The sequence below is a fragment of the Pedobacter frigidisoli genome (assembly GCF_004331675.1).
Classification (GTDB): domain Bacteria; phylum Bacteroidota; class Bacteroidia; order Sphingobacteriales; family Sphingobacteriaceae; genus Pedobacter; species Pedobacter frigidisoli.
Window position 1 is genome coordinate 219924 of the sequence record NZ_SJSN01000006.1, and the last position, 12027, is coordinate 231950.

At 37.7% G+C, this 12027-nt stretch carries 10 protein-coding genes; 4 read left to right on the plus strand and 6 right to left on the minus strand.

Translation table 11 applies throughout. From position 1 onward, the window contains the following. Nucleotides 1-372 precede the first annotated feature (372 nt). Nucleotides 373-816 carry a DUF2721 domain-containing protein gene (locus EZ449_RS09430; protein ID WP_131558027.1) on the plus strand — a complete coding sequence of 148 codons (444 nt, stop codon included), beginning with the start codon at nucleotides 373-375 and terminating at the stop codon, nucleotides 814-816. 8 nt (nucleotides 817-824) lie between these two features. Here the strand turns inward: EZ449_RS09430 and EZ449_RS09435 are convergent, their stop codons facing one another. From EZ449_RS09435 to EZ449_RS09445, 3 genes are all read right to left on the minus strand, one after another. Then, nucleotides 825-1289, minus strand: coding sequence for a MaoC family dehydratase (locus EZ449_RS09435; RefSeq protein WP_205942975.1), 465 nt, complete (start codon nucleotides 1287-1289; stop codon nucleotides 825-827). A 68-nt stretch (nucleotides 1290-1357) separates the two neighbouring features. Next, nucleotides 1358-1951: an LOG family protein gene (locus tag EZ449_RS09440; protein WP_131558031.1), complete on the minus strand. Its 594-nt coding sequence runs from the start codon at nucleotides 1949-1951 to the stop codon at nucleotides 1358-1360. A gap of 555 nt (nucleotides 1952-2506) precedes the next feature. Further along, nucleotides 2507-5086, minus strand: coding sequence for a TonB-dependent receptor (locus EZ449_RS09445; protein ID WP_131558033.1), 2580 nt, complete (start codon nucleotides 5084-5086; stop codon nucleotides 2507-2509). A gap of 307 nt (nucleotides 5087-5393) precedes the next feature. Between EZ449_RS09445 and EZ449_RS09450 the strand changes: the two genes are divergently transcribed. After that, entirely contained in the window at nucleotides 5394-5834 is a 441-nt protein-coding gene (locus EZ449_RS09450; protein ID WP_131558035.1) for a hypothetical protein, read from the plus strand. Nucleotides 5835-6061: 227 nt separating this feature from the next. Here the strand turns inward: EZ449_RS09450 and guaB are convergent, their stop codons facing one another. Beyond that, complete coding sequence (gene guaB / locus EZ449_RS09455; RefSeq protein ID WP_131558037.1) at nucleotides 6062-7531, minus strand: IMP dehydrogenase; 1470 nt, start codon at nucleotides 7529-7531, stop codon at nucleotides 6062-6064. Nucleotides 7532-7708: 177 nt separating this feature from the next. On the opposite strand from guaB, the gene ppnP reads away from it, so the two are divergent. Further along, nucleotides 7709-7990 (plus strand): pyrimidine/purine nucleoside phosphorylase, encoded by a 282-nt coding sequence (ppnP, locus tag EZ449_RS09460; protein ID WP_131558039.1) that lies wholly within the window; start codon nucleotides 7709-7711, stop codon nucleotides 7988-7990. Between the two features lie 56 nt (nucleotides 7991-8046). Here ppnP and EZ449_RS09465 read toward each other — a convergent pair whose 3' ends face one another. Beyond that, nucleotides 8047-9318 (minus strand): M16 family metallopeptidase, encoded by a 1272-nt coding sequence (locus EZ449_RS09465; protein WP_131558041.1) that lies wholly within the window; start codon nucleotides 9316-9318, stop codon nucleotides 8047-8049. After that, on the minus strand, nucleotides 9308-10555 hold the full coding sequence (locus EZ449_RS09470; protein WP_131558043.1) for a M16 family metallopeptidase: 1248 nt from the start codon (nucleotides 10553-10555) through the stop codon (nucleotides 9308-9310). The genes EZ449_RS09465 and EZ449_RS09470 overlap by 11 nt, the downstream gene beginning before the upstream one ends. A 175-nt stretch (nucleotides 10556-10730) precedes the next feature. On the opposite strand from EZ449_RS09470, the gene mqnC reads away from it, so the two are divergent. After that, nucleotides 10731-11855 carry a cyclic dehypoxanthinyl futalosine synthase gene (mqnC, locus tag EZ449_RS09475; RefSeq protein WP_131558045.1) on the plus strand — a complete coding sequence of 375 codons (1125 nt, stop codon included), beginning with the start codon at nucleotides 10731-10733 and terminating at the stop codon, nucleotides 11853-11855. Nucleotides 11856-12027 lie beyond the last annotated feature (172 nt).

Genomic DNA, 12027 nt, shown 5'->3' on the forward strand with positions numbered 1-12027 from the left:
AGAAAAAATCACAGAGAGAACAGAGAAATTAGTCGCCTAACTTTGTGTTGCTCTGTGAAAATCTTCGTGTATCGTAGGAAAATAAACCTCACCCTGTTAAAGTTAGCAGTAATTGTCATGCTATCGCAATCCCTCTCCTTGAAGAGAGGGAAACAAAGATAGTTTTAACCACAGAGTACAAGGAGAAAAAATCACAGAGAGAACAGAGTAATTAGTAACCCGACTCTGTTTTTCTCTGTGAAAACTTTGTGTGCGCTGTGGTTAATATTTAATAACTAATCTAAGCACCCAGCTTTGAACTCTTTGCGAAAAACTTAGTGCCCTTTGCGGTTAAAACCATTTAAAATAATAATTTTGGATAAACCACCCAAAATGGAACTAACCGTAAACATCCCTGCATTATTATTTCCTGCAATCAGCTTAATTATGCTGGCTTATACCAACCGTTTTTTGGCATTGGCAGCTTTAGTTAGAAGTTTGAAAGCGAAGTACGAAGAGGGCGAGAAAAATGTCGGCTTACAAAATCAGATTAAAAACCTAAGATATCGATTGAGGCTCATTAAAAACATGCAGGCTTTTGGCGTTTTAAGTTTTTGTCTTTGCCTTTTCTGCATGTTTTTTATCTATCTGCAATGGAATGTTGTTGCTGAAATACTTTTCGCTTTAAGTTTGATTTTCTTTACCATCTCTTTAATTATCTCCTTAATTGAAATTCAAATTAGTACGAAAGCACTCGAATTAGAATTAAGCACCTTAGAAGATTTGGAAGATGAATCGCTTGGTGGATTCATCAAAAAGAAATTCAGAAAAGATTAGTTTTGAATTTAATCGGTTATGAAGTGATATAAGAAAACGACCTCGCCTGTGAATGCAGGTTTCTTTTCGTTTTCTATTTCCATTTCAATGCCCATGTGTACTTTGGTAACACCACGCAAATTAACAATTGAGGCCAATTTTGCTTTCAATCTAATCTTGCTATTTACTTTTACGGGCTGCGCAAACCTTAAACTTTCTATCCCATAATTGATTTCCATTTTCAGGTTTTGGATATCAACAATTTCTTTCCATAAATAAGGAATTAACGCAAGTGTTAAATAACCATGAGCAATAGTAGAACCAAAAGGTCCCTCATTTTTTGCCCTTTCTTCATCGGTATGAATCCATTGATAATCTAAGGTTGCGTCGGCAAATTTGTTGATTTGTTCTTGCGTAATGGTGTGCCAAGAAGAAACACCAAGCTCCTTACCTAAATGTTGTTCAAATTCTGCGTGAGAAGAAATAATTTGCATTGTAATTTTTTTTATTGCTAAACTGTTTTATTGTTAAATTGTTGACTATCGAAATTAAAATTATAAGACTAAATTAAATTTCTTTCTCTAAACCAAACTTCGTCTGGAATAGCTGAGAAATTATCCATTTTGTCGATTAAAGTCTCTGCATCTGCCTCGTTGAAAACCAAATCGCGATTTGCAGGTTTTAGGAATTTACTTTGAACCATCATTTCCATTTGTGCAAACAATGGGTCGTAAAAGCCATTTACATTTAAAACACCGATTGGTTTGTTATGCAGGCCTAGCTGTAACCAGGTAAGCACTTCGAAAAATTCCTCTAAAGTTCCAAAACCGCCAGGCAAAATAACGAAACCGTCACTTAAGTCGGCCATTTTTTGTTTACGCTGATGCATGTTCTCGGTAATCAGCATCTCCGTAACACCTTTGTGCCCAACTTCTTTATCCATCAAAAATTGAGGAATTACACCGGTAACTAAACCGCCAAGTTCCAAAACATCGTTGGCTAAAACACCCATTACGCCAACGCTTCCACCACCGTAAACCAATCTAATTTCTTGTCTTACAAGTGTTTCCGCCAATTCTTTTATGGCTTTACGTAATTGCACATCGCCATTAAAGTTTGAGCCGCAATACACGCAAACCGATTTAAGCTTATTCATTTAAATAAAAATTTACCGAAGTTAATATTTTATCGGCTTTTAGTAAATTTTAATTCTGCACAAACCTGTTACAGTAACATTTTTTATGGTTTGGAAAGCAATAACAGTAGTTTATTTTAAGGTTCGTCCTTTTATCTCTTCAAGTCCTCGCCCCCGAGAAAACCTGTGAAACAAGCAAGCACACAATAAAAAACAAATATTAGTGCTTAAATCGGGGACTGCGGGCTTTCCGTTCTACAAGGTTTATACAGTTTGGCCGGCAAAAGAAACAATGGCTGGGGTAAAATAGACCTGATGGCAGTGAAATACTTTTTGTTAGCAGCAACCCTGAATTCACTGTCTTGCTGAGGTACGAAGCATCTGCAACCGATGAAACAGATGCTTCGTACCTCAGCATGATAGAATCTCAAAAAAGATTGAACGTACAGCAGGACTAATGCAACCGAAAAGTACAGGACCTTGCTCTTCTAAAAAACCTTTCAATTGAGGCAAAACAAAAAGCGCCGAATAAATCCGACGCTTTTTAACCAAATATAAGAGAGAAAAAAAATTAATTTAGAAAGAGAATCTTAATGTTGCGCCGTAAGTTCTTGGGTCGCCGAGTACACCTGCATATAAGCCGGAGTTACCTGCGGCTGCTTGCAACTGCTCGTAGTAATTCTTGTTTCCAATGTTTCTGCTCCAAACGAATGCAGAGAATTTTTCGGACCTAAAACCTAATCTGGCATTAAATAACGAATAACCTGCAACATTTAAAACAGCTGATGGTGTAGCATTCGAAGAATAATCAGAACGGTAACTTGCATCGCCAGCAATGAAATAGCGACCAGGTTTTGTAGCTAAACTTCCCGCAGTGCTTAATTCTGCTCCGCCTGAAATGTTCCATTTAGAAATACCTGGCAAACGTCCGCCAGAGGCATCTTTAAATGCCACTTGCGTGGCTACACCATTAATTGTTTCTGTATGTCCTGTTTCTTCTAGCGGCAAAGGTGCATTTGTAAACGTTACATATTTGCCATCTAAATAAGAAAGCGCAGCGTTCAACGATAAAAATCTTTCTAATTGATAAGTTCCGTCAATTTCCAAACCCCTTACTTTAACTTTTTCTGCATTGGCTAAATAGCCTCTATTTACACCCAATTGTGGCGATTGAACATTCGTTTGGTAATCTTTAATATCGGTATTAAAAGCCGTGATGTTCAATATTGCACCTTTGAAAGGTTTTGTTTTAACACCTAATTCATAATGCTCAACATATTCTGGTTTTACTACCGCTAAAGATAAATCTGCCTGTCCGTTTGCTAAAGTTGGCAAACCACCAACATTCACACCTACGGGCTTGTAGGCCGTAGAAAAAGTTCCGTAAAGATTTAACTTAGGCGTTGGACGGTAAGAAACCGTAAAATTTCCTGATAAATTATTGTTATCTACGTTAGTTGCAAATTGTTGATTCGCATAAACAGCTGCTTTTAGTGCAAGCAAGGCAGCATCTGTTGTTTGCAAACCGCCATAGGTTGCCCTATCATAATCCACATCCTTTTTATCATAAGTGTATCTTAAACCGGGTAAAACGTGAAGATTTTTAAGAACTTCCCAATCTACCTGACCGAAAACAGCCGCACTTAATGATTTGATTGTAGAGTTAGTTTTGATACCAAAACCATCTAACAAACCTGGAGTAGAATATAATGCCTGAGCTCCTGTTGCACTCGTTTGCACGAAACGCCATTGGTCTTTACCTACCTCTTCGGTTTGGTCGAGTCCTTGCAAATTCTGACCAAGTACGAACACGCCAACAACCCCACTTAATTTTTCGGTGATATTACCAGCATATCTAATCTCCTGCGAATATTGGTCGTGGCGGGAGTTACCCTGCGATTTTGTTAAAGCCGCTAACTCAGAGAAATCTCTGTCGTTTGTCGGGTCCCAATTCCAGAATCTCCATGCCGTTGTTGAAGTTAAAGTTCCATTTCCAATTTTATAATCAACATTTACCGAAACGCCACCAATAGATTGATTATGCCTCCATGGTGTGTTAGTATTGATTTCTCTTGCAAACGGGTCGATGTTTGGTTGTTGATAACCTAAAGCGGAAACAATAGTTGAGTATTGGCGATAAGCACTTCTTTCCGTTTGAGTTACACCAGCGATTACCAACGGATAACCTGCAGGATGTTGCACACTCACATCGCCACTTAATAGAATCTGCAATCTATCTGATGGTGTATAATGCAACTGCCCTTTGAAACCAAGATTGTTTTGTCCGCTATATTTGCGCTCTTCTCTGGTGTTCCAGATTGTTCCATCGCGTTGCGTTCCTGATAAGGAGATTTTTGCCGCAAGGTTTTTCGCTAAGCCACCCGAGACAGATGCTTTAGCCTGAAGAAAATTATAATTGCCTACACTCATTTCTACTTTTGCAGTTGGTGTTTGCGTGGGTTTAGTTGTGATAATGTTAAATGCACCAGCAGTGGTGTTCTTGCCAAATAATGTTCCTTGCGGACCGCGGATAACTTCTATTCGTTCAATATCAAGGAAATCGGTAGAGGTTGCAGCAGGACGGGCATGATAAACGCCATCTACATAAAAACCAACTCCGGGGTCGATACCATCGTTAGTTAAACCAAAAGTTGAACCCAAACCACGGATGTTAAGCGTGGTATTACGAGCATTTGAAGCATATAGTTGAACGGATGGTACTAATTCCTTTAAACGGTTTACATTAAAAGCGCCAGCATTTTCTGCTGCTTGTCCGCCAATAACTGTGATTGGGATTGGCACATCCTGTAAAACTTCAGAACGTCTTCTTGAGGTTACTACGATTTCATCAAGCTGAGTATCTTCCACTAAATTGAGCTCGATTGGGGTTTCCTGTAATTTCAGAATCTGAAAATCCTGAGGTTTATAGCCAACATAACTGATACGGATATAAAAAGGAGGTTGTTGTTTGGCATCGATAGTAAAAGAACCGCTAGCATCACTGGTTATTACAATATTTGTACCTCTTACGCTTATTGTTGCGCCGGGTATTGTGGTATTGTTTGCACCTTTTACTACACCAGTCACCGTATTTTGAGCGAATAATGCACCGGCTGAAAGTATTAAAGAAAATAAAATAAGTAAACTTTGTTTCATGATTGTATTAATGTGTTTGGGTTAGATTTTTAATTATATCCTCGTTCGGAATGGCTTTAAATTATTGTTTGAGTGACAACAACAGCATGTTTTCTTATTCATATTGATTTGCTTCATGATTAATTATATAAATCCTATAGATTTAGTCGACAAATATATTAAAAAAAAGTATTTGCCAAATTTTATTTTGTGAAAAAATTAAAATGATAGAAAGCCATGGTATAAATACCCATTTTTATTATATTTGCGCATCACTCCCTATTGACGCTCATATCCCATAAATCGAAAGTTTTAGATTTTTATTTTCATGGGAAAGTTCTGTGCTCTTTTTTTTATTTTTTGTTTTGTTTTTGTTGATGCCTTTTCACAAATTGGCTGTGCAGTTGGGGGAACACTATACACCTCACGAAGAGGTATGAGTAGAAATTTTGATGATACACCAAGTCAAACACTAGCTTTAGGATGTTATTTTACATATACTTCGGGGAGTAATAACTGCACGGTAAAAAGTTCACCTGACTTACCTGGCTTCTTAGTTGATTCGATCGAATGCCCTATTGACGAAAGCTATGCATTACTTGGCTTTGGAATATTAATCTCTGTTGTATCGCTAAAAAAAAATAAAATCATCCAAGCGGAAGTCATCAAAAATTTGACCTTAATTAATACTTTATTACTATCAATCCTATCGGTTGGTGTCTCACCGACCGACTATTTGCCTTTTATTTTTTTAAAACTCGAGAAATAGATAAGACACAATTCATCAAAATAGTCTTTCACGCCTAGGCGGAAATCTTTAAGCGGTTTTTCAAAAACCCAAAGTTTCAAGATTCCCTATCAAGAAAGGAACGACGAGGTGTATATCTTTCCAGTGTTCAAGACAAATAATAAAAAAACAGGGCTATCGTAAACAATGCCCTGCTTTTCTATTTAATAAGATTGCTTCGTGCCTCGCAATGACGATGGAGCAAAGGCCTATCTCGTATAATTCGGAGCTTCTTTAGTAATTGTAATATCATGCGGATGACTTTCACGCATACCCGCAGCCGTGATTTGTACAAATTGTGCTTCTTGTAAAGCTTCGATATTTGCTGCACCACAATAGCCCATACTTGCTCTTAAACCGCCAATGTATTGGTACATTACTTCTGCTAAAGTACCTTTAAAAGGTACACGACCAACAATTCCCTCTGGAACTAATTTCTTGATATCATCTTCTACATCCTGGAAATAACGGTCTTTAGAACCTTGCTCCATTGCTTCGATAGAACCCATTCCACGGTAAGATTTAAACTTACGTCCTTCGTAGATAATGGTTTCGCCTGGTGATTCTTCAACTCCTGCGAATAATGAACCTGCCATAACCGTGCTTGCGCCAGATGCAATTGCTTTTGCGATATCGCCTGTGTGTTTAATACCACCATCGGCAATAACCGGAACGCCCGTACCTTTTAATGCTTTGGCACATTCGTAAACGGCATATAATTGAGGAACACCAACACCAGCGATAATTCTGGTGGTACAAATTGAACCCGGACCAATACCAACCTTAACCGCATCCGCACCTGCATCTGCTAAAAATTTAGCAGCGGCACCAGTTGCGATGTTACCAACAATCACTTGTAAATCAGGATATTTTGCTTTAACTTCTTTTAATTTATCAACCACACCTTTAGAGTGTCCGTGAGCAGTATCGATTGTAATCACATCCACTCCTGCATGAACCAAAGCATCCACACGTTGAAGTGTATCTGCAGTTACACCAACTGCAGCACCAACGCGTAAACGACCACGTTCATCTTTACAAGCTGCCGGATAATCCTTAACTTTTGAAATATCCTTGAAAGTAATTAATCCACTTAAATAGCCATCCTTGCTAACTACAGGCAATTTTTCGATTTTATAATTTTGGAGAATTTCTTCTGCTTGAACTAGTGTTGTTCCCTCAGGTGCTATGATTAAATTTTCTTTCGTCATTACCTCCACAATCGGCCTTTTCATATCCTTTTGGAAACGTAAATCGCGATTGGTAATAATACCTACTAATTTATTGTCGCTGCTAACCACTGGAATACCACCAATTTTATGCTCTTTCATTATCTTGAAAGCATCGGCAACAACAGCAGTTTCTAATAAAGTAACGGGGTCCTGAATCATTCCGCTTTCCGAACGTTTCACTTTACGAACTTCTTCTGCTTGTCTGTCGATCGTCATGTTTTTGTGCAGCATACCAATACCGCCGTTTTGCGCAATGGCAATGGCAAGTTCAGCTTCTGTTACCGTATCCATAGCAGCAGAAATCAACGGAACGTTAAGCTTAATTTTTTTTGTTAAGAAAGTGGCTGTATTTACATCACGGGGCAGAATTTCCGAATATGCGGGTACTAAAAGTACGTCGTCATAAGTTAAACCTGTAGCAATAAATTTTGTGGAGTCGAGTTGCATAGCAAATAAATTACGATTTATTATTTGCCAGGCAAAGATACAATAAAACCAGGGAAATAAAAGTGCAAAGCTGAATATGCTTAAATATTAATGTTAGCTGACAAAAAGAAATTTTATTTAGAAGATTCTTGATTCAAGCAAAGCTTAACTATTATTGCGGTATTAAAAACTAAAAACATGATCAGTGAAAACATATACTTCGATGGAAATGTAAAATCCTTAGGCTACGAAACTGTTGAGGGGAAATCTACCATAGGCATTATTAATCCTGGTGAATATGAATTCGGCACAGCCCAAAAAGAAATTATGAATATTGTTGAGGGAGAATTATCTGCCATGCTGCCCAACCAAAAAGAATGGCAAATATTTTCTGCCGGAACCAGCTTTGAAGTGCCGGCCAACTCATCTTTCAAAGTAAAAAAAGAAATCCAGACGGCATATCTTTGTCAGTACAGATAAAAAAAACGAGCAGAAAATATCTTTCTGCTCGTTTAAATATTAATTGCAATTTGAAACTACTTCTTCCCTACCACAACTTCAGTAAAATCATCAACTGCTAAATATTTATGAGCGAGATCCTTTATTTCTTCAGCAGTAATTGTTTTTACCTTTTGGATATAGTTGGAATAATAATCGTAGTCTAAACCTGCGAAATAAATATTCTTAAATTTATCGGCATGGGAGAATACATTTTCCAAGCTTCCCAACATCGAGCCTAACATATAATTTCTGACCAGATTTAATTCTTCCTCACCAACCAATTCATTTTTCAACAAATCAATTTCCTTATAAATTTCTACCAAGGCAGCAGCGCAAACATCGGCACCAACTTCGGTGGCAATGTATAAATAGCCAGCATTTTGCAGCGAGGAAATTCCAGATCCGATTCCATAAGTGTAACCCTTATCTTCACGGATATTGTTCATCAATCTCGAGCCAAAATAACCACCCAAAAGCGTATTTAAAATCTGCAGGCCAGGAAAATCCTTATGCTTACGATTAACTGCAATTTTCCCCATTCTTATTGCAGATTGAAGTGCTTCGGGTTTTTCCTTGTAAACAAATTGCTGTGGCGTAGGCGAAAAACTAAAACTGTTTTTTACTGAAGTGCTTTTCTCCCAGTTTTTACCGAACTCTTCATTTAATAACTCAAAACTATCATCCTCAAACTTTCCAGAAACCACAATGGTACAGTTGTTTGGTGCATAAGCTGCTTTAAAATAAGCTACTAAATCATCACGCTTTAAAGCATCGTAATGTTTTGCCTGAATATCAACTCCGTAAGCGGTGTTACCAAATAAAGCATGCGCAAACTCTTTTCGAGCAAGAATATCGTTCTTTTTTAAGTTTACCTGTAACTTTTGTTTTTGATTCTGGATGTAAATGTCTAGCTCTTCCTGTGGGATTTGGCTGTTGGATAAAACATCTTTAACGATTGGTAAAACCGATGCCAAATGTTTATTCAAAGTATATAGCGTAACCGAGGATTGATCTTGTGCATATTCAGTTTGAAAAAACGCACCATAAAAATCGATTTGCTCTGCAATCTGCTTTGAGGTTAATTTAATGGTCCCGCTGTTTAACAGTGCACTAACCGCAATGGCTTGTAAGGGTTTTTCGAGATCCCAATTTACATTATCGAAAATAAATTCGATGCGCACCAAATCTTGTTCACCAGAATAAATGGTAAAAACCGGAACGCCATTGGTTAATGTCTTTTTATCGGGATGAATAAAATTTATGGTGGAAACCTGCTTAAAATCAGGTGCCTGTTGTCTATTGAGCATTTTCTTCGGTTAAATAATACAATGTTGATGATGAATTTTGGCTGAAAGTTTCATTAGAAATCCTTTTAATATCTTCAGCCGTCACTTTTAAAAATTCTTCAGCTTCCTGATTTAGCAATTGTGCATCACCCAATAATTCGTAATAAGCTAAATTCATAGCCTTATCCAGTAAACTCATTTCTGAAAAAACGAGAACAGATTCTACCTTATTTTTCACTTTCGTAAGTTCGTTATCCGTTACTAATACTGATTTTAATTTATCCAACTCCGCCCAAATTGCCTTTTCTGCAGCTTCTATTGTTATACCCTCAACCAGTTTTCCTTCTATAATAAATAAGCCTGGATCTAAACTACTCGATATGTAAGCATTAATATCGCTGAATAATTTTTGCTCTTTCAACAGACTGTTATGTAATCTGGATGATTTTCCGCTAGATAAAATATCCGACAGTAAATCAAATGCATAATAATCAGAACTTAATCTCCCTGGCATTTTAAAGGCTACATAAATCGCATTTAAGGGCACATTTGCTTTAATTGTTTCTTCACGTGCCTCAGTTTGCGGCTCTTCCTGCACCAAATCTCTTACGTATTTATCTCCTGCGGGAATTGGCTCGAACCACTTTTCGGCAAGTTTTTTAACAGCCTCCGTATTCACATTGCCACCAACAACCAAAATTGCATTCTGTGGCGTATAATGTTTCTTAAAAAACGCCTTTACATCACCCATGGTAGCATGTTCAATGTGAGAAAGTTCCTTACCGATGGTTGCCCAACGATAGGAATGCTTTTTATAAGCCAGCGGGCGTAATTTTAGCCAAACATCGCCATAAGGCTGATTAAGGTAACGTTGCTTAAACTCTTCGCTCACCACATTTCTTTGTGTATCCAAACTTTTCTCTGAGAAAGCCAAACTTAACATGCGATCGCTTTCCAACCAGAATGCAGTTTCGATATTTTCTGCCGGCAAAGTGATGTAATAGTTAGTAATATCATTGCTTGTGAAAGCATTGTTCTCTCCTCCTACACGTTGCAAAGGTTCATCATAATTGGGAACATTTACAGATCCGCCGAACATTAAATGCTCAAACAAATGCGCAAAACCTGTTTTTTCTGGGTCCTCATCGCGAGCACCAACATCATATAAAATATTTAAAACCGCCATTGGAGTTGTTGCATCTTCATGCACCAAAACCTTTAATCCATTGGCAAGTGTAAAACGATTAAAATCTACCATATTATTTTTTAGAACCGTAAAGATATTATTTTAAGGGATAAGGTACGATGGAAAATGTAAGATGTAAGAAACAAATTTAATGGGATTTGGGATAGTTTATTTTGAACTGTAATTGTTTGACCAAAGACTGACGACTTTAGACTTTGGACTTAGGACTTTTACCTATATTTGTACTATGAATACAGCCGATTTACTGCAACGGGCACTACATTTCGAATTTTTAACTCAAGAAGAAGGCGTTTATCTTTATCATAATGCCGACACAGCATCGCTGATGTTTGTAGCCAATGAATTGCGCAAAATTCAGGTCCCGAGCGGCAAAGTGACTTGGCAGATCGATCGTAATGTAAACACAACCAATGTTTGTATTGCGAACTGTAAATTCTGTAATTTCTTCCGCAGACCTGGCCACGACGAAAGCTATATTACTGATATTGAAACTTATAAAGTTAAAATTGAAGAAACTTTTCGTTTAGGTGGCGATCAACTATTATTACAAGGTGGTCATCACCCAGATTTAGGTTTAGCTTTTTATGCTGATCTTTTCAGAAAACTAAAAGAATTATATCCCGATTTAAAGCTTCACGCTTTAGGTCCGCCAGAAATTGCGCACGTTGCAAAACTAGAAGGCATTAGCCATACCGAAGTTTTAAAAGCACTAAAAGAGGCCGGAATGGATTCACTTCCAGGAGCTGGTGCAGAAATTCTGAATGACCGTGTAAGAAGATTGATCTCCAAAGGAAAATGTGGCGGACAAGAATGGCTCGATGTGATGCGGGCTTGCCATCAATTGGACATCACTACTTCGGCAACGATGATGTTTGGTCACGTAGAAACCATTGAAGAACGTTTTGAACATTTGGTTTGGATTAGACAGGTTCAGAGCGAAAAACCAGCAGATGCAAATGGATTCCTTGCCTTTATTCCTTGGCCTTTTCAAGATGATGGAACTTTGTTAAAAAGATTAAGAGGCATAACAAATGATGTTACTGCTGATGAATATATCCGAATGATTGCCTTGAGCCGCATTATGTTGCCCAATATTAAAAACATTCAGGCCAGTTGGTTAACGGTTGGTAAAGCAACTGCACAATTGTGTTTACATGCAGGTGCAAACGATTTTGGCTCGATCATGATTGAAGAAAACGTAGTTTCGGCAGCTGGTGCGCCACACCGTTTTACGGCAAATGGCATTCAGCAATCTATTAAAGCTGCCGGTTTTGAGCCACAACTCCGTGGCCAAAAATATAATTACCGAAGCCTGCCAGAACACTTAGAAGAACAGGTGATAACTTATTAATGAAATCAGTCATCCGATGAACCTGAACAATTTGCAGATATTCATTGGATGATTGTTTTTAAAGATTAGGAATTATCTAAAAACGGTCATCACCATAAATCCAATTCTGGGTATTAATAGCAGGAAGGATGCTGAAATAAATTCAGCATGACGAACTGGCTAGCATATCGCT

Coding starts and splice junctions, on each gene's coding strand:
- EZ449_RS09435 (WP_205942975.1), bottom strand. CDS start 1,289: ATGCAAATTATTTCTTCTCACGCAGAATTTGAACAACATTTAGGTAAG.
- guaB (WP_131558037.1), bottom strand. CDS start 7,531: ATGCAACTCGACTCCACAAAATTTATTGCTACAGGTTTAACTTATGAC.
- EZ449_RS09445 (WP_131558033.1), bottom strand. CDS start 5,086: ATGAAACAAAGTTTACTTATTTTATTTTCTTTAATACTTTCAGCCGGT.
- EZ449_RS09465 (WP_131558041.1), bottom strand. CDS start 9,318: ATGCTCAATAGACAACAGGCACCTGATTTTAAGCAGGTTTCCACCATA.
- EZ449_RS09470 (WP_131558043.1), bottom strand. CDS start 10,555: ATGGTAGATTTTAATCGTTTTACACTTGCCAATGGATTAAAGGTTTTG.
- EZ449_RS09440 (WP_131558031.1), bottom strand. CDS start 1,951: ATGAATAAGCTTAAATCGGTTTGCGTGTATTGCGGCTCAAACTTTAAT.
- ppnP (WP_131558039.1), top strand. CDS start 7,709: ATGATCAGTGAAAACATATACTTCGATGGAAATGTAAAATCCTTAGGC.
- EZ449_RS09430 (WP_131558027.1), top strand. CDS start 373: ATGGAACTAACCGTAAACATCCCTGCATTATTATTTCCTGCAATCAGC.
- EZ449_RS09450 (WP_131558035.1), top strand. CDS start 5,394: ATGGGAAAGTTCTGTGCTCTTTTTTTTATTTTTTGTTTTGTTTTTGTT.
- mqnC (WP_131558045.1), top strand. CDS start 10,731: ATGAATACAGCCGATTTACTGCAACGGGCACTACATTTCGAATTTTTA.